The organism is Caldanaerobius fijiensis DSM 17918, from assembly GCF_900129075.1.
GTDB classification, from domain to species: Bacteria; Bacillota; Thermoanaerobacteria; order Thermoanaerobacterales; family Caldanaerobiaceae; genus Caldanaerobius; species Caldanaerobius fijiensis.
The window spans coordinates 1-23,401 of the sequence record NZ_FQVH01000038.1; the positions used below are offsets into that span (position 1 = coordinate 1).

The window sequence follows — 23,401 nt, forward strand, 5'->3', positions numbered from 1 at the left end:
GTATATCCATTTCTTGAGTTTGGAGTATCTTTATCTTTCTTCTCATACTTTTCATATCCAAGCTCTGTAGAAAGCTCTGCTTCAAGCATTTCTTGGATAGTATCTTTAAAAAGGTTTTTTAATGACGCATAAAGGTCTGGAATAGATTGAATATTGTTTTCACTGATGAAATTTTTTAATTGTTCCTTTGTCAAAATTGACATTTTTAAAAACCTCCTTCTCGGTTTGTTTTATTTTTGAATTCTTACCAAGAAAGAGGTTTTTAATCATTTTACACAAAATTTTTTACAGTCTCTATTGAGTTCACGGGAAAGAGAAGTTCTTTGAATACCTAACCTTTCGGCCAATTCCTTTTTTGTCATATTAAGTTTTATTTCTTTACTTTTTTGAGTGTAATACTCATAATTTAAGAATTCAATAATAGACTCCCTTATAGATTTCATGGAGATTGACTTAATTTTGCTTGTTAAGATAGCAGTTTTATCTGATATACAGGTTAAAAACTTAACTAAGAAATCCTGGCTAGTCTGACAAAGTTGCAATACAAAATCTTTAGGGATATGTAAAATTTCAGTATCTGATTTTGCTATCACACTCATGGGATAATAAGGATACTTTGAAAACAATAGGTTGCCACCTATGTTATCTCCGATTTTAAATTCTGCAACAGTTAACACATTTCCCTTTTCATCAATCTTTTGAACAAATACCTGGCCTTTTAAAATAATATCCCAGTAATTGCATTTCTCACTTTCAAAATGGATAATGCTGCCTTTGTTGTATTTAGAGATAATATAATTATGCGTTTTAAAAAGATTAAGCAGTTCTTTAGCAGAAAATTCGTCAAATAACCCTGTTAGTTTTAAAATGTCCAGATAGTCTTTTATGTTCATAAATATCACCTTTTTTAAAATTAGTTACCGTGGTAACTGTATGCCGCTGTGATTTATTATAATATAGATTCATACATAATGAAAGGAGAGTTTTTATGCTGGAGAAAAAATATGTATACAGTCTTGCAGATGACAAAATAATTGAAAGGATTGTGGATGATGAGAATATTCACCTGAATCATATGATTCTTATAAAAGGTACAAATCTTCCTGAACACTATTCCAATTCCAACGTGTATATGATAATTGTACGGGGGAAAATGACTTTGCGGTTAAATGAACAAGAACCTCATCATTATACTAAAGGAGATATTATTAATATACCGTACAAAACAAAAATGAATGTTTATAATCAGGATGAAGAAGTATTGGAATTCTTTGTGGTAAAGTCGCCTAATCCTAAGAACTACAAAGAGAAGGAGTGATGAGGGGTGGACGTTTTTACAGTATCGTTATGGGGAATAACAGGGGCTGCGTTTATCGCATCCCTTGTTAAAAACAAGCAAAAGACATTTAATTCTATGAAAATGGCAAGAAGTATGATGAAAAATATGATTGGAGAGATTGCAGGTATATTATTTCTTATAGGATTGATTTTGACTTTCATACCGCCTGAAGTTATAAAAAATGTTTTGGGAGAATCCAATGTGTTTATTTCAACAGTTATTTCTGCCTTAGTAGGCAGTATTACATTGATTCCAGCCTTTGTAGCATTTCCTCTTGTAGGTTCTTTTGTAGATGCAGGTGCAAGCATTATCCCTGCCGTTGCATTCTTAACTACTTTAACAATGGTTGGAGTAGTGACATTTCCATTGGAAAAACAAGAATTTGGTTTGAAATTTGCTGCTATCCGTAATGCTCTTAGTTTTGTGTTTGCACTTATAATAGCACTTACGATGGGAGTGATTATGTAAAATGATTGAAATAATTAAAAAGAACAAACTACTGACAGCAGTATCTCTAGTATATGTTTTTCTATTTATGGCAATGCCCGATAAGGCTTATTTATCTGTCAAAAACAGCATGTATTATATTATAGAAATGCTTGAAATTATGCCTGTGATTTTTATACTTACATCAATTATTGAAGCATGGGTTTCTAAAGAAGTAATCATGAATGGATTTGGGGAGAAAGCAGGAATAAAGGGGAGTATATTCTCATTCTTATTGGGCAGTTTTTCAGCAGGACCTATTTATGCAGCATTCCCAATCTGCAAAATGCTTTTAAAGAAAGGTGCCAGCATCGCAAATGTAGTTATTATATTAAGTGCATGGGCAGTAATAAAAGTACCCATGCTTGCCAATGAAGCAAAATTCTTAGGGCCGAATTTTATGGGGCTAAGATGGATATTGACAGTAATGTCCATACTGATAATATCATATTTAATGACTGTATTTGTAAAAAAGGAAGACATTCCTATTGGAGAAGAGAAAAGTTTAAGCAAAGCAACTGGTATTGATATTAAGGAGCAGTATTGTATTGGATGTGGACTATGTGAAAAATTAATGCCTCAGCATTTTAAGGTAATAGATAAGAAAGCAAAATGGAAAGAGTCTACACTTAATGATACACAAATAAATGAATTGAAAGCGATAATTGATAAATGTCCTGTTAAGGCCATAGATTTTAGATGATATTTTTGCCGTATACCCAAAAAACTTGTGTAATGAATAAAAAGTCTTGTTAAAAATCATGGTGAAAATAGAGTAGAAACTTTATTGGAGCCATGATTTTTTGTTTACATCAGAGCATGGATGTAATATTTATAGTAAGGTATTTGGATAGATAATAAAATATTGTTTTTACTGTTACAGAACACATAGAAATGATAAAATAGAAGTGCATAAATAACAAATAAAGGAGACATGACATTATTGTTGAGAAGGTGCTTGACCTAGAAGAAGGCGTTAAATATCCAGTATGTATCGGCGGTAAAAGAAACTGTCCTCCTGAAGATATAGGTGGCCGTGGGGATATGAGGATTTTCTAAAAGCAATCTAGGACCCATAGCATCCAGAGCATGAATCTATGCTTGAATGGGTGGGAGGCTCTTTTGACCCTGAAGAATGTAGCATAGATGAAGTCAATAACATGTTGAAGATGATAAAGTAAGGATTAAGGTTTTACATTTTATTAAGAGAGGCTAATTAACATGGTTTTGTGGGGAATTTTCATCAGCGCTTTTTTAATAGGCTTTTCAGGAGCAATGATGCCTGGGCCTATGTTGGGAGTCACGATTGATGGCAGCCTTAAAAAAGGGTGGACAGCAGGCCCTTTAACAGTGTTAGGGCATGGAATCCTGGAACTTATACTAATTATCATCATGATATTCGGACTTAAAGATTTCTTTTCTAAGGCGACAGTTGCAGGATTTATCGGACTATTTGGCGGTGCTTTCCTTGCATGGATGGGCTATGGAATGATAAAGTCCGGTATTAATAAATCAGTTTCTTTGGAGAGCCAAAGAGCAGGGAATAGTGCCGGAGTGAGGAATCTTGCATTAGCGGGAGCGCTTGTAAGTGCTACCAATCCGTATTTTATTCTCTGGTGGGCGTCAACAGGTATGGAATCAATACGCCAGTCGTATACTTCAGGTTTAATTGGTGTTTTGTTCTTTTTCATGGGGCACATTTTTTCGGACTTTGTATGGTATACAGCAATTTCCACGGCATTTTCCAGAGGCAAGAAACTGATAAGTGATACTGTGTATCGCTGGATTATTTTGTTATTAGGTATATTTATTATAGCATTTTCAATCTATTTCATAGGCAGTGGATGGAAGATGCTGCAGATGTAATGATATAATTTTTGGGTAGATTTAATGAAAAAGATGTATTTTATAATTTATATAGGAGGAAAGTAAAAATGACAAATGAAAAAATAAATAATTGCTGCTGTGGTGGAAAAGAGAAGTTTCATAAAATAGAAAATGACAATACATGTACTGTGTGTAAAACATCAGGAGTCAAAGTAAAAAATATTACAGTCAGACATTTGGTAGATAATACATTAACAGAATTGGTCGGAGATACAGATTATTATATATGCATGAATGAAGAATGTGACATTGTTTATTATAATCCAGAATCAGGTGTTAAATTTTATAAGCAGCAAGTGAAAGTACCTATATGGTTTAAAAAAGATGCTAATCCCAAATATGCCTGCTACTGCAGCAAAGTTACAGAGGAGCAAGTAATAGATGCCGTAATAAAACATGGTGCAAAAACGGTCAAGGATATTATAGAAATCACAGGGGCTATGAAAAACAGCCAGTGTATAAAGAATAACCCCTTAGGGAAATGCTGCCACAAGATAATTCAGGAGGCTATAGATAAAGGGTTATCTATGAAATAAATGGGATTGCATTTTTATATATTACAAGATATTAAAAAATGGAATGTATGAAAGATTTGAGTATGATAAAAAGAATGAAAGAAAAAAACAAGTGAGTTAAAGAAACAGGTTTTTGCTTTATATCTGGCATATAAAAAGAAGGAGACACCTTTAATTGCAAAGGTTTTGGCTGCTATAGTTGTCGCATATGCACTAAGTCCCATAGACCTGATACCCGACTTTATTCCAGTATTAGGATATTTGGATGACTTCATACTGATACCTATGGGGGTTGCGATTGCATTAAAGTTAATTCCAGCAGAAATTATGGAAGAATGCAGGAAAGAAGCGGAGACAAAATTGGAAAGTGATATTCCGGAAGCCAAGGCAGCAGGTGTGATTATTGTAGTGCTGTGGATATTAATTTTAGGATTTATCGGGTATAGAATACTTAAAATTATTATATAGATAAGATATTATAAATTATTTAAATAGAAAGAAGGAATCAATTTGGATACTCTATGGACATATATTGTTCTTTTTGCAGGCAGTTTTTTGGCTGCTGCAATATCGGGGGCAGCGGGTTTTGGGGGTGCGTTACTGTTGCTTCCACTATTATCCAAAACAATTGGTACAACAATGGCTGTGCCAATACTGACCATTGCACAGTTAATTGGCAATTTATCACGGGTTTTCTTTGGTTTTAAACAAATTAAATGGAAACCTGTGTATATGTTTATAATAGGTGCAGTGCCAATGAGTGTTTTGGGAGCATTTTCTTTTGTAAAAGTGCCGAAAGAAATCATTACAAGAGGAATTGGATTTGCTATTATTGTTTTTGTGGCATTAAAATATTTCAAAGTGCTTAAATTTGAACCCAGTGACAGAACAATGCTCATTGGCGGGGCAGTGACAGGTTTGATTTCAGGCCTTGTCGGCAGTGCAGGACCGATAGGGGCAGCATTCTTCCTTTCATTGAACCTTTCACCTGTATCGTATATTGCAAGTGAAGCAGTAACTGCTGTTGCTATGCACATTTCAAAGACAGTTATTTATCAGAGGTATCTTGGTATTGGACTATATGTGCTGGAAATTGGATTATTCATGGGTATTGCTATGATTGCAGGCACATGGGCTGGCAAAAAAGTTATTGAAAAAATGCCTAAAGAAAAATTTGTAAAGTTTGTAGGTATTCTTTTAACACTTATTGGATTACAAATGATGATATGGGGTTAATCAATTCTCAAATAGAATTTATAGGAATTGAAAAATTCAAATAATAAAATTTATGGAATAATATATCAATTTCATGTAACCTATGCTATAATATACTTTACATATATAAATATGGTGATGGGGCTCACCTTAAATGCGAAATGCTAATGGCTCCTACTTTGATAGTTTACTGTCAAGGTAGGGGTTTTATTTTTTGTAAAGAAAGTAATTGAGGTTTTGCATAATTTATATGATTTATTAACCCTGTCATGAAATAATATAGCAGGAATGCATTGGGGAGGTGTCTTATGAAGGAAGAAATTTTTGCTATCCCATTATGGGACGCTTTCAGGAAGGATACCGAGTGTCCATTATGTGCAATTCAGATGGATGTTGAAAAAAGATATATAGAAAGTGTTTTGGACGGAGAAACAGTTATGGACTGGGAGTTTAACAATAAATTAAAGAATTATACTTTTTGTGAAAAACACTTCAGGAAACTTTTTGAATATCCAGATAAATTGGGTTTGGCTTTAATTGTTGAAAAACTTCTAACTTATGAGATGAAGTATTTGGAACAGATAAAAAGAGAAAGTAAGCCTGACTGTTCCTTTAGATTTCCGATTATAAGAAAAGCCAGAGATAAAATGTTCCGTAAGAGAAATAGCAATGAAAGAAATTTAAGCACAGAAAAACAGTGTTATTTATGCAAACATATTGAAGAGACAATGTCGGTATATACAGAAACGCTAATAAATTTATGGGAGAAAAATAAAGAATTCAGAACCTTATATGAAAGTTCAAAAGGGTATTGCCATAGACACTTTCATAGTGTTATTAATTTATCAAATAAACTTGTTGATAAACTGGCAAAAGAGAAATTTTTGGATTTGAGTTTTAAAATTCAGCAGGAAAATATGAGAAGGCTAAATGAAGAATTGAAATGGTTTATTAAAAAGTTTGACTATCGTTTTGCCAGTGAGCCGTGGAAAACGTCAAAAGATTCATTATCAAGAAGTATTATTAAGATAACAGGGAATTTTACTGATAGGGTATAAATCTTTGAAGGGAGAGGATGCTATGAATTATTTGTGGTTAATATTTGCATTATTATCGGCAATAACCGCAGCCCTGGTCTCTATATTTGGGAAGATAGGGTTAAAAGGAATAGATGCAAATACAGCAACTGCCGTAAGGTCTATAATAATGGCTGCTTTTTTGGTTTTTGTCGTTTTAATACAAGGAAAATTAAATCAAATACCTTCAATCATATCAAATAGGAAAACGATTGTTTTTATTGTTTTGAGTGGAATTGCAGGGGCTCTATCCTGGTTGTTCTATTTCATGTCTTTAAACTTCGGAAAAGTATCACAGGTTGCCCCTATTGATAAACTAAGCGTAGTTTTCGCTGTTATTTTATCAATTTTATTCTTGGGAGAAAAAGTAAGCATAATAAGTGGTCTGGGTGTTGGCCTTATTGCAATAGGTGCTATATTAGTTGCTTTAGGATAGTAAGTTTTTAAAACATAGGATTATTGAAGTGTAAATTTTAAATATAATGTTCTTTACGAATATAATAAAAGAAAAATCTAAAAGAAAGGTAAGGGATTAGTATGAATTACACTCATGAGGTTGAAAAAATGACTTGTGTAGCCAAAGGCCCTAATCATGGTCCAGCACCTATACCACAAGAAGGGAAATGGGTAAAAGCCAAAGAAATAAAGGATATTTCTGGTTTAACTCATGGGGTAGGGTGGTGTGCTCCGCAGCAAGGTGCATGTAAACTTACTCTTAATGTGAAGGATGGGGTTATACAGGAAGCATTGGTAGAGACATTGGGATGCTCTGGTATGACGCACTCCGCTGCAATGGCAGCAGAAATATTAGCAGGAAAAACAATTCTCGAAGCACTCAATACAGACCTCGTATGCGATGCTATCAATACTGCAATGCGTGAGTTGTTTCTCCAAATTGTATATGGCAGAAGCCAAACTGCTTTTTCAGAGGGAGGGTTGCCTATAGGAGCAGGACTTGAAGATTTAGGCAAAGGTCTTAGAAGCCAGGTAGGTACAATGTATAGCACTGCTGGCAAAGGTCCGAGATACCTTGAGATGGCAGAAGGTTATATTACAAAGACAGCGCTGGACGAAAATAATGAAATAATAGGGTATGAATTTGTTCATCTTGGAAAAATGATGGATATGATAAAAAATGGTATGGATGCCAATGAGGCATTGAAAAAGGCTACAGGAACTTATGGAAGGTTTAATGAAGCCGTGAAAGTGATAGACCCGAGGAAAGAGTAATTTAAGGAGGCATGAGATAAATGGCATTATTTGAAGGTTTTGAAAGAAGGATTAAACAAGTTAATTCCGTTTTAAATAAATATAATATAGGCTCGTTGGAAGATGCAAAAAAGATTTGTGATGATAAGGGAATTGATGTTTATAATATTGTAAAATCGATTCAGCCCATATGCTTTGAGAATGCTTGCTGGGCATATATTACTGGAGCAGCAATCGCCATTGCGAAAGGATGTACAAATGCATCCGATGCTGCTAAAAATATAGGGGAAGGACTTCAGGCATTCTGTATTCCTGGTTCAGTGGCAGATGAAAGAAAAGTCGGATTAGGACATGGCAATCTTGGTGCTATGCTGTTAAAAGAAGAAACAAAATGTTTTGCTTTTCTTGCAGGGCATGAATCTTTTGCAGCGGCTGAGGGTGCAATTGGAATAGCAAAATCGGCAAATAAAGTGAGAAAAGAGCCGTTAAGGGTTATACTAAATGGTCTTGGTAAAGATGCAGCCCAGATTATATCAAGAATTAATGGCTTTACATATGTGCAAACTGTTTTTGATTATTATACTGGAAAACTTGAGGTAGTAAAAGAAATACCATACTCAAAGGGTGAACGCTCAAAAGTAAAATGCTATGGTGCAGATGATGTAAGAGAAGGGGTAGCCATTATGCACCATGAAGGTGTAGATATATCGATTACAGGAAATTCGACAAATCCAACGAGGTTCCAGCATCCAGTAGCAGGGACTTACAAGAAAGAATGTTATGAATCAGGTAAAAAATACTTTTCGGTTGCATCAGGAGGAGGTACAGGAAGAACCCTGCACCCGGACAATATGGCGGCAGGGCCAGCATCATATGGTATGACGGATACAATGGGAAGAATGCATTCGGATGCTCAATTTGCGGGCTCTTCCTCTGTACCTGCCCATGTAGAAATGATGGGGTTTATTGGAATGGGCAATAATCCTATGGTAGGAGCCACTGTTGCAGTGGCAGTTGCTATTGAAGAAGCAATTAAAAACAAATAGTTGCTGCGTAAAAAAAGAAATTGATAATTTCGTAAAAACATATAAATTGTTAGTAGTTTAAAATATGCAAAAATACTTAAGGGTGATACGTTGCCCCTTAATTGCAGCAAAGATGTTGCTGACTTCTGTTTTAATTATTCATATTAAGACAGGAGTTTACTTTTTTGAATCATAAGTATAATAACTTTTGAAAGGGGAATGTTTTTGTTTCGCATTTTAATTGTAGGTGTTGGAGGCTTTATAGGAGCCTCGTTAAGGTATATAATCTCGGGCTTGAGTATTAGAGTTTTTGGTGATTCATTTCCGTATGGGACACTTTTGGTAAATATTTTAGGAGGACTTTTAATAGGATTTATAATGGAAGCAAGTGTTAGTTTATGGCCAGTTTCTCCAAATATAAGAATATTTTTAACAACTGGTCTTCTTGGAGGACTTACTACTTTTTCCACGTTCAGTTATGAAACGATAAGCATGCTAAGTGATGGAAGTTATTTGATGGGAGGTATAAATGCTGGCTTAAACCTGTTTCTAAGTTTATTTTGTGCATGGCTGGGTAAGTTTTTAGCACAAGTTATGTAGGGAGGGTATAGGTATGAAAGTTGAGGGAAAAGGAAAACTTCTGAAAATATTTATTGGAGAGTCAGACCAATGGCATGGTGAACCTCTATACCATGCTATCATTAAAAAGATTAAAGAAAATGGCCTTGCAGGTGCTACTATAATACGTGGAATTGAAGGCTTTGGCGCAAATAGCCGAATCCATAGTACAAGAGTTTTAAGACTATCTGAAGATTTGCCAATCGTAATCGAAGTAATAGATAAGGAAGAAAGAATTAACGCTATTATTAAAGTATTGGATGATATGATAACGGAAGGGCTCATGATAGTTATACAGGATGTAGAAATAATTAAATATGCAAAATCAAAGGATACGAAATAATATACTTATTGACACAATAATAAATCCGAATTATTATATGAGTATAAACGGATATAGTCATATAGGTGGTGATAAATTGGATTTGATAGAAATATTTAAAGCATTGGGAGATGAAAACAGAATTAGAATACTCAATTTATTAATAAGGCAGGAACTATGTGTATGCGAGATAGAAACATTGCTGGATATGACGCAGTCCAATGCTTCAAGACATCTAAACAAATTAAAAAGCGCGGGTGTTATAACCAGTGAAAAGAAATCTCAATGGGTCTATTATAGAGTAGATAACAAGTTTATTGAAGAAAATAACCTGCTGTATGAATTTATTAAGGACAAGATGGATGAAAATACGCAATTGCTAAAAGATGTAGAAAGACTTAAAAAATATAAAAACAGTAACTTTACTTGTGAGCAACTGCGGGAAGATAAAAGTCAGGTTCTAAAGTATCTTCAAGGGCATTGTGAAAAGACGAAAAATGAAAATTAAAGCGGCTTCCATAGATATTTGTTTCAACGCATTTTAGGATATTTTTTAGAGAATATAAAATATTATTTTGCTTAATGTCACTCTCAAAATATTGACAGAATGTCGTTGTTAGAATATTATATGAATATAATTGAATATAATCATACAACTAAAACAAATTAATATTAAATAAATTGGAGGCGGACAACTTGAGTAGTAAAGAAATAATACAGGAAAACAAGGGATTGGGTTTTTTCGAAAAATATTTAACATTGTGGGTAGCAGCGTGCATTATAGCAGGAGTTGCAATAGGACAGTTAATTCCTGCAATCCCTGAAACTTTGAGCAAATTTGAATATGCAAATGTATCCATTCCTGTTGCTATTCTTATATGGCTCATGATATACCCAATGATGCTGAAAATTGATTTTTCAAGCATTGTCAGGGCAACAAAAAAACCGAAGGGACTTATAGTAACTTGTACAACAAACTGGCTTATCAAGCCTTTTACAATGTATCTTATAGCAGCGTTTTTCCTAAAAGTGGTATTCAGCAGGTGGATTGATTCGGATTTGGCAACAGACTATCTTGCAGGTGCAGTATTATTAGGAGCCGCACCATGTACCGCTATGGTGTTCGTATGGAGTTATCTGACAAAAGGCGACCCCGCTTATACATTAGTTCAGGTGGCAGTTAATGACCTGATTATATTGTTTGCATTTACACCAATTGTAGCATTCCTGTTAGGTGTAAGTAATGTAAGTGTTCCTTATGACACGCTGGTATTATCAACAATTCTGTTTGTTGTTATTCCATTGGCAGGAGGGTACCTTACCAGAAGAAACATCATCAAACATAAGGGTATAGAGTATTTCGAGAACGTTTTTCTCAAGAAATTTGATAATGTAACTATCGTAGGTCTGCTTCTTACTTTAGTAATTATTTTCTCTTTCCAGGGTGAAATAATTTTAAGCAATCCTCTGCATATTATATTAATTGCGGTACCATTAATTATTCAGACGTTCTTTATATTCTTCATCGCATATGGGTGGGCAAAGATATGGAAACTTCCCCATGATATAGCAGCCCCTGCAGGAATGATTGGAGCAAGCAACTTCTTTGAACTTGCTGTTGCAGTGGCTATTTCACTCTTTGGTCTGGACTCTGGAGCCGCCCTTGCAACAGTTGTGGGAGTACTGGTTGAAGTTCCAGTAATGCTTACACTTGTAAGGATTGCCAACAACACAAGGCACTGGTTTAAACAAACTGATGAAAGGGGAATATAAAACATATGAAAAAGAAAGTGGCATTTGTATGCGTACACAACTCTTGCCGCTCTCAAATGGCAGAAGGCTGGGCAAAGAAATTGGGGAGTGATGTATTGGAAGCATATTCCGCAGGAACAGAAAATTACCCTGAAGTAAAACCATTGGCAGTACAGGTAATGGAAGAAGCAGGAGTGGATATGAGTGGCCATCATCCAAAACTATTAAGTGATATTCCAGCAGAATTAGATATCTTAATAACGATGGGATGCAATGTAGAATGCCCTTATGTGCCATGCAGGCACAGGGAAGATTGGGGGCTTGCTGACCCGTCAGGTGGCCCGATAGAGGATTATAGAAAAACAAGAGATATTATCGAAAAGAAAGTAGAGGATTTGATACAGAGGGTAAAAAATAACCAGATTTGATAAGCAGAGTGTAATTAATCTAAATAAAAAGGTGCAGTGAAGAGAAAACTTCATATGCACTTTTTTCTTTTTTTAAATATTGAAGTGACTATTGACAGATATAAAAAACAGGAGTATTATACTTATATACTTATATGAGTATATAAGTATGAATTTAAAATTGCAGTTGTTTAAAGTATAAAGTATGTCTGATACAAAGCCAAAATTTTAACGAAAGGAAGATTTTATGAATAAATTTTCTGATTTTTTCAAGGTATTGTCTGATGAAACACGTTTAAGGATACTTATTCTGCTGTATCATAAAAAACTTTGCGTATGTGAGATGTGTGGAATAACAGGAGAGCCGCAGCCCAAAATATCAAAACATCTTGCTAAACTTAGGGATATGGGATTTGTAAAAGATGAAAGGCAGGAACAGTTTATTTTTTATGATTTAAATCTTAATGAGCAGGTGTACAAAGAGATATTGGAGAAAATAGTGGATAATATCAACGATTATCCAGAACTGAAAAGTGATATTGAAAAGTGTAAATATGCTGAAAAGTATCTTGAAGCGTGCAGAAGGTAAGGAGGAGGTTTTCATATGAATATATTGGCTATGGTATTCGGTTGGTTAAATGACCAACTATTAAAAATGACATGGCTTTCAGAACTAGTAAGGCTTCTTGTAGAAAAGGTATTCCGCTTGTCCGTTAATGGCAGGCTGGGTGGAAGCATCCACTTCTTTATCTATGATACTATAAAGATTTTTATACTATTATCCCTGCTAATATTTGTTATATCCTATATCCAGAGTTACTTTCCGCCAGAAAGGACAAAGAAGATTCTCGGAAGGATAAGAGGCATTAAAGGGAATATACTTGGGGCATTGCTTGGAACGATAACTCCTTTTTGCAGTTGCTCCAGCATACCGATTTTTATTGGCTTTACATCGGCTGGATTGCCTCTGGGGGTGACCTTTTCGTTCCTGATATCCTCTCCCCTTGTGGATTTGGCATCACTGCTATTGTTAATGTCGTTCTTCGGTGCAAAAATTGCCATAGCCTATGTTGTTGTAGGCTTGATTCTGGCGGTTATCGGAGGAACTTTGATTGACAAGTTAGGCCTTGAAAAATACGTAGAAGGATATGTAAGAGAAATCGAAAATGTTGATGCCGAAGTGCCTGAAATGACTCGTAATGAGAGAATATCCTATTCAAAAGAACAGGTGAAGGATATTATCCAAAGAGTGTGGCTATACGTATTAATCGGTGTTGGAATAGGGGCAGCCATTCATAACTGGATTCCCCAGTCAATCATAGAAAATGTGGTTGGAGGCAATAATCCATTTGCAGTGTTGCTTGCTACTGTAGTGGGCATTCCAATGTATGCTGATATATTCGGCACTCTGCCTATAGCGGAAGCGTTATTTGCAAAGGGCGTAGGCGTGGGGACGGTATTGTCATTTATGATGGCGGTAACAGCCTTGTCGCTGCCTTCCATGATTATGCTGAGCAAGGTAGTAAAGCCTAAACTTTTAGCAATCTTTGTATCCATTGTATCAGCAGGAATTATTATCATTGGATATTTATTTAATGCTTTTTCATATATTTTTGTGTAAGCAGGTTTGATAAAAGAGTAGGGGTTTATCTATGTGTTTCAAAAGAGGTTTAAACGTAGGGGAAGGTGTGCTTAAACATGGGAAATTATATTCTTTATGCTGTTACGCTAATATTGTTAGTAATATCTTTTCTCAAAGATGAGAGCAAAACAAAGAATGCTCTAAAGAAAGCCTGGAAGTCATTTGAAAATATATTGCCAGAATTCCTTGGAGTCATTATGCTGGTAGGAATACTGCTTGCCGTACTCAACCCCCAGGTTATATCTGCTGTTATTGGAGCAGAATCAGGATGGTTTGGTGTTATTCTTGCAGCCTTGGTTGGAGCAGTTACCCTTATTCCAGGGTTTGTGGCATTCCCTACTGCAGCCATGCTTCTTCAAAATGGTGCAGGTTATATGCAGATTGGAGCCTTCGTTTCTACACTTATGATGGTAGGGATTGTTACGGCTCCTGTAGAGATAAAATACTTTGGCAAAAAACTTACAATTGCAAGAAATGTTTTAGCCTTTGTATTTTCTTTCCTGGTAGCATATATAATTGGGAAGGTGGCGGGTGGTATATGAAGTTTATAAAAAGATACAAATTTTTTCTAATTACTATAGGTATTATAGGGATTATTACTTTAATAAATAGAAGCATCGGGCTAAAAGCCATTAGTGTTGCAGGGTATAGTTTTAAGGAAATGGCTCTTGTCATCCCTCCTGTATTTATTCTTTTAGGATTACTGGATGTATGGGTTCCGAGAGAAACGATGGTGAAATACATGGGAGAAGGTTCAGGGATAAAAGGCGTAATCCTGTCCATCATTTTAGGCTCTGCAGCAGCAGGCCCTCTTTATGGGGCATTCCCAGTGGCGGCAGTTTTTATGAAAAAAGGTGCAAAATTCAGCAATATACTGATATTCATTGGAGCATGGTCCACTACAAAGATACCAATGTTTTTATTTGAAATATCAGCATTGGGTGCTAGATTTGCTGTAACAAGACTGGTGGTTGATATTCCTGGAATAATTCTTATAGCCTATATACTGTCCCAATTAATCCCAAAAGAAGAGATAAGGGAAATATATCGGAAAGTTGAAAATATGTGATATTTGTAAAGGAGAGGGTTTAAATGTCAAAGAACTGGTATCCAGTAATTAACTATGAAAATTGTATTGAGTGCGGGGCATGTTTTAACAAGTGCTCACACGGGGTTTATAAGAAAGAAGGTGAAAGGCCTGTGGTAGTATATCCCGAAGGCTGTGTTGAAGGATGCAGAGGATGTCAAAACCTATGTCCTTCAGGTGCAATAGAGTACGTTGGCGACACAGGTGAAAAGGGGAATTGCAGTTGCGGATGCTGCAGTTGCTAAATTTCGGGGGAGGCGGAAGGTGTGAGACCAGTTATTTTAAAGGAGAAATGTCCTGCACAGGCAAATATCTGCAAAGCGATAATTGCATGTCCTAATCATGCAATAAGTTATGTCGAGGATGATGATGAGCCTTTAGGTGGCAGAATTGAAATTGACCATGCAAAATGTACAGGATGTGGAACCTGTGCTAAAGAATGTTGTGGTATGGCAATAATAATGGAATAAAAATATCAATTGATGAAGGAGGATTTTACTATGGTAATTAAAGTTTTAGGTTCAGGATGTGCCAATTGTAAAAAATTAGAGGCTAATGTCAGAGAGGCTGTAAAAGAACTGGGAATTGAAGCCACTATTGAAAAAGTGCAGGATTTCAAGGACATTATGGCCTATGGTGTTATGAAAACACCTGCGCTTGTAGTGGACGAACAGGTAAAAGTGATGGGGAGGGTTCCGTCAGTAGAAGATATAAAAAAATATTTGTAAATCAGATACAGTGCCCGAAACGGTCACTGTATTAATAAGGCAATATCGTATTATATAAATATTCAAATATATAGTGGAGGAAGAATAGCATGAGTACAAACAAAAGGAACATGATGGTCATGGTGTTAAGCCTAATGGCGTTTTTAGCCAATGGTGACAACTATGCCGTTGCGCCGCTTTTAATTAATATTGCAAAAGATTTAAAAATTGATATAGGGAGTGCGGCTTTATCTGTTACTGCATATATGCTTGCTTTTGGATTATTTACAATCATTTTTGGTCCATTGGGGGATAGATATGGTAAGACCAGAATAATTAATGTTGCAGCATTTGGAACTGCAATCTTTAGTATGTTAGGAGCCTTTGCATTCAACTTACCTTCCCTGATTGTGCTTCGTGCTATGAATGGTGCATTTGGTGCAGGTATCTTTCCAGTAACGATGGCGTTGGTTGGTGAGAGTTTTGAGCATGAAAACAGGCAAAAAGCCATCGGCAAAGTTATGGGAATGATGTTTTTGGGTGGAGCATCGGCAACTGCCATAGGGGGAATTCTGGCGTACTTTGGCTCATGGAGAATGGTATACTTTGTATATGGGTTAGGAGAACTGATAATAGCACTTGTTATGTTGAGGGTACTACCAAACAGTCCAAGTGTTATTGATGCTCTAAATTTTACAAAAGTATATAAGACGGCTTTAACCAATGGAAACCTGGTAAAAGTAGTTGCTACCATTTTCCTTGTCGGCTTTAGTGTATTTGGAAGTTTCACTTATTCAGGGAAACTGGTTGAAACCCGGACAGGATATACTGTACTGTCTGTTGGATTAATATTAACATTATTCGGTGTAGCAACGGTTATTGGAGGACGAAAGGCTCCGCTGCTTAGAGCAAAGTTTAAGAACCGTTTTTTACTTCTTGCAGGACTTTTTGGAAGTGCCTCATTATTCCTTATTGCATATATGAGTAACCCTATCCTTATCGGTGTTGGATTGTTTGGTTTCGGATTGGCATTTGTATCTCTGCAGTCCACATTAGTAACAACGGCTCAAGAGGTCATGCCGAAACTTCGTGGAACAGCCATGTCCCTTGCATCCTTTAACATGTTTGTAGGAGGGGGAGTTGGAACATTGATTAATGGCCAGATATTAAATGTTTTTGGTATTGGTCAGATATTTGCTGTTGCAGGAGCAGTGATGTTTGTAGTTGCTTTTATCGCAGCGAAAGTCGTACTGAAAGTGCATCGACCTTAAACCGCGTCTTAAAGGGGGTATGAACCATTAAGGATGATATTAATGCTTTATGGAAAGAGTTAAGTTCCAGCCTGAAAACCTTTATCCGCAAAAAGGTGGCAAATGAGCAAGATGCGGAAGATATCCTTCAGGATGTATTTTTAAAAATATATTCTAATATAAACCAGGTAAAGGATAATGACAGAATATATGCGTGGGTGTACCGAATAACAAGAAATTTGATTGTCGATTATTACAGAAAAAAAAGAGATACTGCTGAATTTTCGGATTTGCCTGATGAGATAAAAACCGATAATGATGAAGAAGAAATAATAAATGGATTGGTTTTATGCCTGAAAAATATGATTGACAGCCTTCCAGATAAATATAAGCAGGCTATCATGCTAACAGAATTAGGCGGTTTGACACAAAAAGAACTGGCTCAAAAACTCGGTATGTCAATATCAGGGGCTAAATCGAGAGTTCAGCGTGGGAGAAATCTGTTAAAAGAGAAGTTTTTTGAGTGCTGTAAGTTTCAATTCGATGTGTATGGAAATATTGTTGAATACCAGCATAAAGAAAATAGTTGTAAATATTGCTGAAACATATATGTATTTTGCGTCCTTTTCAAAAAACCTCCGTCTATAAAAGTGAAGTTAAATTTTATGATGGAGGTTTTATTATGGGATGTTGTGAAACTCAAAGGAATAACACCTGCTGTAGTACAATTTGCGGGTGTGAAGATGAAATTCATAGTACTGAAAAGAGGAAAATTGTGATTGATTTTATGTATTTGGATTTAAGCATATGTACGAGATGCCAGGGTACGGAGGACAGTCTTGAAGAAGCAATTGCGGATGTTGCTAAAGTGCTTGAATTAACAGGCGCCGAAGTTGTTGTAAATAAAATTCATATTGATAGTAAGGAAAAGGCCATACAGTACCGGTTTGAGAGTTCACCTACTATCCGTATTAATGGAAAGGATATACAACTGGAAATAAAAGAATCTCTTTGTGAATCGTGTGGTGATTTATGCGGGGGTGACGTAGACTGCCGTGTATGGGTGTATAAAGGTAAAGAATACAATATTCCTCCAAAAGCAATGATAATTGATGCAATACTTAGAGAAATATACAGTAACAACGAATTGTCAGGGAATGGTAAACAAAGTAAAGAACAGGAATATGAGATTCCTGAAAATCTCAAGAGATTTTTTGACTCTATGGGTCAAAAAGATGTATGAATATTTAAAATGTAATTTAGGAATATATATAAGGTAAAGCAATTTGTTTATAAACCTTACAGTAAATGCGGATATATACCTCATTTGCTGTAAGGTTTTCTATTTTTCTTTATCCTATAAAATTCATGAATAAATGGCATTTGACAATAACATAATATGGATGTATAATGTAATTGGCAATTGCCAATTACAAAAGGAGGCGTCTGAATGTCTAACTGTGAAAATTGTCCTACAAAAGAGGACTGCAAAACAAAAGAGGGATGCATGATAGAAAACAATCCTTATAACTTTGTAAACAAAATAATCGGCGTTATGAGTGGGAAGGGAGGTGTTGGCAAATCAACGGTATCTGCTCTTATTGCAGAAGAATTAAATAAAAAAGGTTATAAAGTAGGTGTCCTGGATGCGGATATAACAGGACCGAGTATCCCAAGGCTTCTTAAAGTAAAAGACAAGAAAGTCCGGTCAAATGAACTGGGAATTTTACCGGTGACAAATGAAAATGGAATAAAGGTAATGTCGCTGAATTTACTGATGGAAGATGAGGAGCAGCCTGTTATATGGCGGGGGCCTTTAATTGCAGGGACTGTAAAGCAATTTTGGACTGATGTCTTCTGGGGTGACCTTGACTATCTGGTTATTGATATGCCTCCAGGGACAGGGGATGTTGCGCTAACGGTGATGCAGTCTATTCCCATTAATGGGATAGTGATGGTATCAGTACCTCAGGATTTAGTATCCATGATAGTCGCAAAAGCAGTGAATATGGTTAGAAAAATGGGTATAAGGGTAATCGGTGTAGTTGAGAACATGAGTTATATTATATGCCCTGATTGCAACAAAGAAATCAGAGTATTTGATAGTGAAAACACAGAAGAGTTTTTAAGCAAATTAGACTTAAAACTTCTTGGGGAATTGCCTATGTGTAGTGATATAGCCAATCTTTCCGAGAAAGATAAAACAATACAAAATGCATCATTGGATGAAACAGTAAGCATTATTGTCGAAAGGATAATGCTTTCAGTCAATGAAAACAAATAAAAAGATAATTGGAGGGTATTTCATGAAGATAGCAGTTTCTTCGATGGGCAAGGATTTAAACAGCATGCTGGATGTGAGATTCGGAAGATGTAATTACTTTGTAGTCTATGATACTGAAGGAGGACTGGTAAAGACAGTTGAGAATAGGGGCCAAATGTCAGGAGGTGGGGCAGGAATTGCAGCAGCCCAGCAAATCATTGATGAAGATGTGGATGTAGTTATCACTGGAAATATGGGACCCAATGCCTTTAACCTGTTTAAAAATTCGGATATTAAAGTCTACCGATGTGGAAGCATTAAGGTTGAAACGGCTGTACAACTGTTCAAAGAAGGAAAATTAGAAGAGTTAACCCAGGCAGGTCCTGCCCATTCAGGGATGGACATGGGAGCAGGCATGAGATTCAGAGGGGGAAAGTAGGTTGAACATAGCCATATTAAGCGGAAAGGGAGGTACGGGGAAAACCACCGTATCCACCAATCTTTCTACCATTATAGGTGCCAATTATATCGACTGCGATGTGGAAGAGCCTAATGGATTCATATTCTTAAATCCCTCTCAAATAAAAAGAGAAGAAGTTAAGGTGGATTATCCAGTTGTTGACAGCAGCAGATGTACCTTATGCGGAGACTGTGCAAAAGTATGCCAGTTTCATGCCTTGGTAAGGACAAAGAAAGATATCATGCTCTTTGAAAAACTCTGTCATGGCTGTCATGCCTGCGGGATAGTGTGTAAACAGGGTGCTTTAACCTTTGAAAAAAGGGAAATAGGAATAATAGAAGAAGGACGATATGGCAATTTAATTTGTAGAAGAGGAATTTTAAATGTAGGAGAGCCTATGGCAGTACCAGTTATTAAAAAGTTACTGAAAAACCTTCCTGCAGGAGCAAACCTTATTGATTGTGCCCCTGGGACATCCTGCAATGTAGTGAATTCGCTTCAATATGCAGATGGTGCAATATTAGTAACAGAACCTTCTTCCTTTGGACTTCATGATTTAAAGATGGCAGTACAACTGGTAAGGAATTTCAACCTTCCCTTTGGCGTTATTATCAATAAATATAATGCCGAGGATGACAGGATTCAGAAATACTGTGAAGGAGAAAATATAAACATATTAGGAATTATACCTTACCGAAGAGAAGCAGCAGAGGTTTATTCTTCAGGAAAAATGATTGTGAAACTGCCTGAGTATAAAGAAATATTTAAAGAGATTGCAAAGAGATTGAGGGAGGTGTTCCCTTGGAACTGACAGTGATAAGTGGGAAAGGCGGCACGGGTAAAACTACAATAGCCTTAGCCCTATCTGAACTTGCAAAAGACGCAGTAAAAACAGACTGCGATGTGGATGCGCCCAATCTGTATCTTTTTTACGACGGAAGAGATGTGAAAAAGGAATACTTTTATGGAGAAAAGAAAGCAGTTATCGATAAAAAGTTTTGTACGGACTGCAAGGAATGTGAAAAGGTATGCCAGTTTGACGCAATCAAAGACGGTATAGTGAATCCCTTTAAATGTGAAGGCTGTGGTGTCTGCACGCTGGTTTGCCCTCAAAAAGCCATTGGTTTAAAAGAAGAAAAAACCGCTGATGTTTATATCACGCAAACTAATAAAGGGATTATTTCAAGGGCACAGATGGAGGTGGGGAGTGAAGGTTCGGGAAAACTTATAACCCAACTTCGCAGTAATGCCAGAAAGTTTTCGGATGAGAATACCCTTATAATTATAGATGGTTCTCCAGGAATAGGTTGCCCTGTAATATCTTCAATTACGGGAAGTGATGCGGTATTGATTGTTACAGAGCCTACCCAGTCGGGTCTGGAGGACTTTGTGAGGGTAATGGAGTTATGCAGGCATTTTGGGGTCCTTACTCTCGTCTGTATCAATAAGTATGATATCAATGAGAAAGTGGCAGAGGAAATTGAAGGTTTTTGCAGAGAGAATGATGTTTATTTAATAGGGAAAATACCTTATGATGACACGGTTATGAAATCAATTAACGAACTAAAACCTATTGTTTATTATGAGGGCAGTAAGGCAAATCAGGCCATAAGACAGATGTGGGATAACATCTGTAAGCATATAAATTGTTTAAATCAATAATTTTAAGGAGGCGTTTGTTAATGAAAATAGCAATTGCAAGTGAAGGGAAATATGTTAGCGGACACTTTGGACACTGTGAAGGATTTACAGTGTATGAGGTTGATGAAAACAAGGTGCTAAAGAAGGGTTTTATACAAAATCCGGGGCATAGGCCAGGATTTTTGCCTGATTTTCTAAAGGGATTAGGCGTAAATGTTGTAATTGCGGGGGGTATGGGAGAAACAGCCCAGCAGTTGTTTGCCCAAAACAATATAGATGTAATAGTAGGGGCAGAAGGGTATAGTGATGATGTTATTCAGCGGTATTTAAATGGAGAGTTGAAATCTACAGGAAGCATATGCAGGGAACATCAGCATGAAGGCCGCTGCCATGAATAACGGGTAGGGGTTATCCTTATGGAGGGGGTAAAGAATAATACTCTGACAAAGGATAAGTTCTCTCTTATTAGAAAGTTGATAGAGAAAAACGGATTTAAATTTACGAAGCAAAGAAAATTGATACTGGAACAGTTTTTTCTTGCTGACAGGCATTTGAGTATGGAAGAGATATATCAAAGGTTGAAAGAAAACAACATTGGTCTTGCCACAGTATATAGGAATGTAAAGATATTTAGCAGTATAGGCATAGTAAAAGAAATTGCTGTGGATGGAGTAAGTTATTATGAACTGAAAATCTACAGCAAAAAGCCCCTGCATATTCATTTCCAGTGTGTTAAATGTAATGATATAATAGACATTGATGAAAAGGAAATCGCTTTAGAATATTTAAAGTTAAATAAGACCATAGAAGATATAAATGATTTGAAAATTTACGATGCTAATATAATGTTCATTGGACTATGTAAAAGATGCAGGGAGGTAAATAAATGCCAAGACCGATAAAATGCAGAAGAGTAGAATTCTTTCCCGAGAATACTTATTTCATACCATTAGGCAAAAGAAAGTGCGAGGTAGAAGAAATTGTTCTCAAGGTAGAAGAACTTGAAGCCATGAGGCTAAAAGATATTGAAGGGCTAAGTCAAGAAGAATGTGCTGAGAGAATGCAGGTTTCAAGGCAGACTTTCCAAAACATCATAGACAGTGCAAGAAAGAAGGTAGCGATAGCACTAACTCAAGGCAGTGCCATACACATAAGCGGAGGGAATTATACTTCAGGTTTATGCCAGTTTAAGTGCTTAAATTGTGGTAAGGTTTATGATTTGAATTATGCACATGATAAGCATACTTGTCCTTACTGTGGTTCAAGTGAAGTAATTTGTGAAAAAAAGAACAGATTCTGCCATAGATGGTGCGGGAAATAGATTAAATTTTAATATTGGAGATATCAGAGAAACGGTTCTTGTGATATACAAATATCATAGGAACTGTATTTTTTAAGGTTCCAAGGGAATATCAAAATCCTTACATATGACCAAATTCAAGGCATACAGTAAATCATCCTGGCAAAAATTACATTTAAAATTTTACTTGACTTGCCTCATAAGTACATTTCACAAAATTCGTTGATGAACCTTTTTTAATTATGAATTTAATCTTATCATTCAGGAAAAATATCTTCCAAGCGAATCTCAAGTCCATTAAAACTTTGAGATACTGTACTGTCACTGCCTTTATAAACGCCGTTTTGTTTGTATTCGTCTTCTTCCCAAACATATACTTCAATAGTATTAAGTTTCGGGTTAACAATCCAGTATTCCTTTACGCCAAATTCCATATAAGTAATGTATTTCTTCACTCTGTCATGACTTTCATTTGATGGGGAAATTATTTCAATAATTAAAGCAGGTACGCCATAATATGAGTTGTCCCTTAATCCTGCCTTATCACAGATTACCATCAAGTCAGGCTGAACTTTAACATTTACAGATTTTTCTTCGTCTATTAGCCATAAATCTAAAGGGGAGATAAATGCTTCACAAGATTTACTTCTAAAATAATTCCTGAATTCTGCTGCAATGTTTAACAAAACCCGTTGATGTTCTACTGATGGTGATGGTAGATGGATAACTTCGCCATTAAAGTATTCAAGCCTATTTTCCCCTTTATCCATTTCTAAAAACTCTTCAAGGCTTACTATTTCCGTTTTAGGAGTCACGTCTTCACTTCCTTTCCAAAAATATTTTACGATATTCTATAGAGATGATACAAGACAAGCGGTGTAATGTCAAGTAGTATTTTTTGGAACCTTGAAAAATAAAGGCCTCAAAAACTCTAAAAAAGGCAACACTTAATAAACCCACCATATATTGGATAATAATGGAAGGAAACTTAGCTGATATTCAGTTAAATGTATTTACTAAATCTATCCATTACCTCCCGGTTGGTAGATTTGGCCTTTGCTCAGCAAGGCAAAGACCAGTCTTACAAGCTTACGTGCCGTTAAGACGAGGGCTCTCTTATGCTGGTGTTTGGTAACCTCATTGTACTTCTTGCAGTAAAAATCAGCATACTCTTTTGCGTGTATCCTTACGCAATTGGCT

The 23,401-nt window shown here is 36.0% G+C and carries 37 protein-coding genes, 1 pseudogene and 1 riboswitch; of the genes and pseudogenes, 34 read left to right on the plus strand and 4 right to left on the minus strand.

The features are described from left to right. Nucleotides 1–203 (minus strand): transposase (locus BUB87_RS11740; RefSeq protein ID WP_073345773.1); only part of this gene is annotated, 203 nt, incomplete at its 3' end. A gap of 63 nt (nucleotides 204–266) precedes the next feature. Next, nucleotides 267–893 (minus strand): Crp/Fnr family transcriptional regulator, encoded by a 627-nt coding sequence (locus tag BUB87_RS11745; RefSeq protein WP_073345696.1) that lies wholly within the window; start codon nucleotides 891–893, stop codon nucleotides 267–269. Nucleotides 894–988: 95 nt separating this feature from the next. On the opposite strand from BUB87_RS11745, the gene BUB87_RS11750 reads away from it, so the two are divergent. From BUB87_RS11750 to BUB87_RS11915, 34 genes are all read left to right on the plus strand, one after another. Further along, entirely contained in the window at nucleotides 989–1,318 is a 330-nt protein-coding gene (locus BUB87_RS11750; protein WP_073345699.1) for a cupin domain-containing protein, read from the plus strand. Nucleotides 1,319–1,324: 6 nt separating this feature from the next. After that, on the plus strand, nucleotides 1,325–1,807 hold the full coding sequence (locus BUB87_RS11755; RefSeq protein ID WP_073345701.1) for a permease: 483 nt from the start codon (nucleotides 1,325–1,327) through the stop codon (nucleotides 1,805–1,807). Nucleotide 1,808: 1 nt separating this feature from the next. Beyond that, on the plus strand, nucleotides 1,809–2,528 hold the full coding sequence (locus tag BUB87_RS11760; RefSeq protein WP_073345704.1) for a permease: 720 nt from the start codon (nucleotides 1,809–1,811) through the stop codon (nucleotides 2,526–2,528). 239 nt (nucleotides 2,529–2,767) lie between these two features. Continuing rightward, the gene (locus BUB87_RS15120; protein WP_407641844.1) at nucleotides 2,768–2,884 is read left to right on the plus strand and encodes an IS1096 element passenger TnpR family protein; all 117 of its coding nucleotides are present in this window, start codon (nucleotides 2,768–2,770) and stop codon (nucleotides 2,882–2,884) included. Nucleotides 2,885–3,046: 162 nt separating this feature from the next. After that, a complete protein-coding gene (locus tag BUB87_RS11770) occupies nucleotides 3,047–3,691 on the plus strand; it encodes a LysE family transporter (protein WP_073345706.1) in 645 nt (214 codons plus the stop codon). A 68-nt stretch (nucleotides 3,692–3,759) separates the two neighbouring features. Continuing rightward, a complete protein-coding gene (locus BUB87_RS11775; RefSeq protein WP_073345709.1) occupies nucleotides 3,760–4,248 on the plus strand; it encodes a Csac_0668 family 2Fe-2S cluster-binding (seleno)protein in 489 nt (162 codons plus the stop codon). A 165-nt stretch (nucleotides 4,249–4,413) separates the two neighbouring features. After that, nucleotides 4,414–4,695: a YkvA family protein gene (locus tag BUB87_RS11780; RefSeq protein WP_234946037.1), complete on the plus strand. Its 282-nt coding sequence runs from the start codon at nucleotides 4,414–4,416 to the stop codon at nucleotides 4,693–4,695. Nucleotides 4,696–4,737: 42 nt separating this feature from the next. Continuing rightward, entirely contained in the window at nucleotides 4,738–5,463 is a 726-nt protein-coding gene (locus BUB87_RS11785) for a sulfite exporter TauE/SafE family protein (protein WP_073345715.1), read from the plus strand. 104 nt (nucleotides 5,464–5,567) lie between these two features. Continuing rightward, a riboswitch (Fluoride riboswitch) is annotated at nucleotides 5,568–5,626 on the plus strand. A gap of 124 nt (nucleotides 5,627–5,750) precedes the next feature. Beyond that, nucleotides 5,751–6,500 carry a DUF6062 family protein gene (locus BUB87_RS11790; protein ID WP_073345718.1) on the plus strand — a complete coding sequence of 250 codons (750 nt, stop codon included), beginning with the start codon at nucleotides 5,751–5,753 and terminating at the stop codon, nucleotides 6,498–6,500. A 22-nt stretch (nucleotides 6,501–6,522) separates the two neighbouring features. After that, a complete protein-coding gene (locus tag BUB87_RS11795; RefSeq protein WP_034844127.1) occupies nucleotides 6,523–6,954 on the plus strand; it encodes an EamA family transporter in 432 nt (143 codons plus the stop codon). Between the two features lie 101 nt (nucleotides 6,955–7,055). Next, on the plus strand, nucleotides 7,056–7,748 hold the full coding sequence (locus tag BUB87_RS11800; RefSeq protein WP_073345721.1) for an iron-sulfur cluster assembly scaffold protein: 693 nt from the start codon (nucleotides 7,056–7,058) through the stop codon (nucleotides 7,746–7,748). A gap of 20 nt (nucleotides 7,749–7,768) precedes the next feature. After that, the gene (locus tag BUB87_RS11805; RefSeq protein ID WP_073345723.1) at nucleotides 7,769–8,773 is read left to right on the plus strand and encodes a GGGtGRT protein; all 1,005 of its coding nucleotides are present in this window, start codon (nucleotides 7,769–7,771) and stop codon (nucleotides 8,771–8,773) included. A 204-nt stretch (nucleotides 8,774–8,977) separates the two neighbouring features. After that, nucleotides 8,978–9,352, plus strand: coding sequence for a fluoride efflux transporter CrcB (gene crcB, locus BUB87_RS11810; protein ID WP_200792829.1), 375 nt, complete (start codon nucleotides 8,978–8,980; stop codon nucleotides 9,350–9,352). Between the two features lie 13 nt (nucleotides 9,353–9,365). Beyond that, the gene (locus BUB87_RS11815; protein WP_073345729.1) at nucleotides 9,366–9,713 is read left to right on the plus strand and encodes a DUF190 domain-containing protein; all 348 of its coding nucleotides are present in this window, start codon (nucleotides 9,366–9,368) and stop codon (nucleotides 9,711–9,713) included. Between the two features lie 76 nt (nucleotides 9,714–9,789). Continuing rightward, complete coding sequence (locus tag BUB87_RS11820; RefSeq protein ID WP_073345776.1) at nucleotides 9,790–10,200, plus strand: ArsR/SmtB family transcription factor; 411 nt, start codon at nucleotides 9,790–9,792, stop codon at nucleotides 10,198–10,200. A 188-nt stretch (nucleotides 10,201–10,388) separates the two neighbouring features. After that, nucleotides 10,389–11,465, plus strand: coding sequence for an ACR3 family arsenite efflux transporter (arsB, locus tag BUB87_RS11825; protein WP_073345732.1), 1,077 nt, complete (start codon nucleotides 10,389–10,391; stop codon nucleotides 11,463–11,465). A gap of 5 nt (nucleotides 11,466–11,470) precedes the next feature. Beyond that, nucleotides 11,471–11,872: an arsenate reductase ArsC gene (locus BUB87_RS11830; protein ID WP_073345735.1), complete on the plus strand. Its 402-nt coding sequence runs from the start codon at nucleotides 11,471–11,473 to the stop codon at nucleotides 11,870–11,872. Nucleotides 11,873–12,098: 226 nt separating this feature from the next. Further along, nucleotides 12,099–12,440, plus strand: coding sequence for an ArsR/SmtB family transcription factor (locus tag BUB87_RS11835; protein WP_073345737.1), 342 nt, complete (start codon nucleotides 12,099–12,101; stop codon nucleotides 12,438–12,440). 15 nt (nucleotides 12,441–12,455) lie between these two features. Further along, nucleotides 12,456–13,472 carry a permease gene (locus BUB87_RS11840; RefSeq protein WP_073345740.1) on the plus strand — a complete coding sequence of 339 codons (1,017 nt, stop codon included), beginning with the start codon at nucleotides 12,456–12,458 and terminating at the stop codon, nucleotides 13,470–13,472. 77 nt (nucleotides 13,473–13,549) lie between these two features. Beyond that, nucleotides 13,550–14,035 carry a permease gene (locus BUB87_RS11845; protein ID WP_073345742.1) on the plus strand — a complete coding sequence of 162 codons (486 nt, stop codon included), beginning with the start codon at nucleotides 13,550–13,552 and terminating at the stop codon, nucleotides 14,033–14,035. Then, entirely contained in the window at nucleotides 14,032–14,562 is a 531-nt protein-coding gene (locus tag BUB87_RS11850) for a permease (RefSeq protein ID WP_073345746.1), read from the plus strand. Before BUB87_RS11845 ends, BUB87_RS11850 begins: the two co-directional genes overlap by 4 nt. Nucleotides 14,563–14,585: 23 nt before the next feature. After that, complete coding sequence (locus BUB87_RS11855; protein WP_034841866.1) at nucleotides 14,586–14,825, plus strand: 4Fe-4S dicluster domain-containing protein; 240 nt, start codon at nucleotides 14,586–14,588, stop codon at nucleotides 14,823–14,825. Nucleotides 14,826–14,846: 21 nt separating this feature from the next. Continuing rightward, nucleotides 14,847–15,050, plus strand: coding sequence for a 4Fe-4S binding protein (locus BUB87_RS11860; protein WP_069195224.1), 204 nt, complete (start codon nucleotides 14,847–14,849; stop codon nucleotides 15,048–15,050). A gap of 30 nt (nucleotides 15,051–15,080) precedes the next feature. Continuing rightward, the gene (locus BUB87_RS11865; RefSeq protein ID WP_014253547.1) at nucleotides 15,081–15,308 is read left to right on the plus strand and encodes a thioredoxin family protein; all 228 of its coding nucleotides are present in this window, start codon (nucleotides 15,081–15,083) and stop codon (nucleotides 15,306–15,308) included. Nucleotides 15,309–15,397: 89 nt separating this feature from the next. Beyond that, nucleotides 15,398–16,558: an MFS transporter gene (locus tag BUB87_RS11870; RefSeq protein WP_073345748.1), complete on the plus strand. Its 1,161-nt coding sequence runs from the start codon at nucleotides 15,398–15,400 to the stop codon at nucleotides 16,556–16,558. A gap of 38 nt (nucleotides 16,559–16,596) precedes the next feature. Continuing rightward, on the plus strand, nucleotides 16,597–17,139 hold the full coding sequence (sigZ, locus tag BUB87_RS11875) for an RNA polymerase sigma factor SigZ (protein ID WP_268761648.1): 543 nt from the start codon (nucleotides 16,597–16,599) through the stop codon (nucleotides 17,137–17,139). A gap of 173 nt (nucleotides 17,140–17,312) precedes the next feature. After that, nucleotides 17,313–17,780 (plus strand): DUF2703 domain-containing protein, encoded by a 468-nt coding sequence (locus BUB87_RS11880; protein WP_200792830.1) that lies wholly within the window; start codon nucleotides 17,313–17,315, stop codon nucleotides 17,778–17,780. Between the two features lie 207 nt (nucleotides 17,781–17,987). Continuing rightward, nucleotides 17,988–18,821, plus strand: a complete 834-nt coding sequence (locus BUB87_RS11885) for an Mrp/NBP35 family ATP-binding protein (RefSeq protein WP_038291212.1) — start codon at nucleotides 17,988–17,990, stop codon at nucleotides 18,819–18,821. 22 nt (nucleotides 18,822–18,843) lie between these two features. Next, nucleotides 18,844–19,239, plus strand: a complete 396-nt coding sequence (locus tag BUB87_RS11890) for a NifB/NifX family molybdenum-iron cluster-binding protein (protein ID WP_073345755.1) — start codon at nucleotides 18,844–18,846, stop codon at nucleotides 19,237–19,239. 1 nt (nucleotide 19,240) lies between these two features. Next, the gene (locus BUB87_RS11895) at nucleotides 19,241–20,071 is read left to right on the plus strand and encodes a nucleotide-binding protein (protein ID WP_073345758.1); all 831 of its coding nucleotides are present in this window, start codon (nucleotides 19,241–19,243) and stop codon (nucleotides 20,069–20,071) included. After that, nucleotides 20,062–20,922: an ATP-binding protein gene (locus tag BUB87_RS11900; protein WP_073345760.1), complete on the plus strand. Its 861-nt coding sequence runs from the start codon at nucleotides 20,062–20,064 to the stop codon at nucleotides 20,920–20,922. The genes BUB87_RS11895 and BUB87_RS11900 overlap by 10 nt, the downstream gene beginning before the upstream one ends. A gap of 20 nt (nucleotides 20,923–20,942) precedes the next feature. Then, a complete protein-coding gene (locus tag BUB87_RS11905) occupies nucleotides 20,943–21,299 on the plus strand; it encodes a NifB/NifX family molybdenum-iron cluster-binding protein (protein ID WP_073345763.1) in 357 nt (118 codons plus the stop codon). A gap of 18 nt (nucleotides 21,300–21,317) precedes the next feature. Beyond that, complete coding sequence (locus BUB87_RS11910) at nucleotides 21,318–21,803, plus strand: Fur family transcriptional regulator (RefSeq protein WP_073345766.1); 486 nt, start codon at nucleotides 21,318–21,320, stop codon at nucleotides 21,801–21,803. After that, nucleotides 21,788–22,222 (plus strand): DUF134 domain-containing protein, encoded by a 435-nt coding sequence (locus BUB87_RS11915; RefSeq protein ID WP_073345768.1) that lies wholly within the window; start codon nucleotides 21,788–21,790, stop codon nucleotides 22,220–22,222. The genes BUB87_RS11910 and BUB87_RS11915 overlap by 16 nt, the downstream gene beginning before the upstream one ends. 236 nt (nucleotides 22,223–22,458) lie before the next feature. On the opposite strand, the gene BUB87_RS11920 is transcribed toward BUB87_RS11915, so the two are convergent. Both BUB87_RS11920 and BUB87_RS14200 read right to left on the minus strand, forming a co-directional pair. After that, nucleotides 22,459–23,016, minus strand: a complete 558-nt coding sequence (locus tag BUB87_RS11920; RefSeq protein ID WP_073345771.1) for a Uma2 family endonuclease — start codon at nucleotides 23,014–23,016, stop codon at nucleotides 22,459–22,461. 207 nt (nucleotides 23,017–23,223) lie between these two features. Beyond that, a pseudogene (locus BUB87_RS14200) lies at nucleotides 23,224–23,401 on the minus strand (IS110 family transposase); the annotation flags it as partial.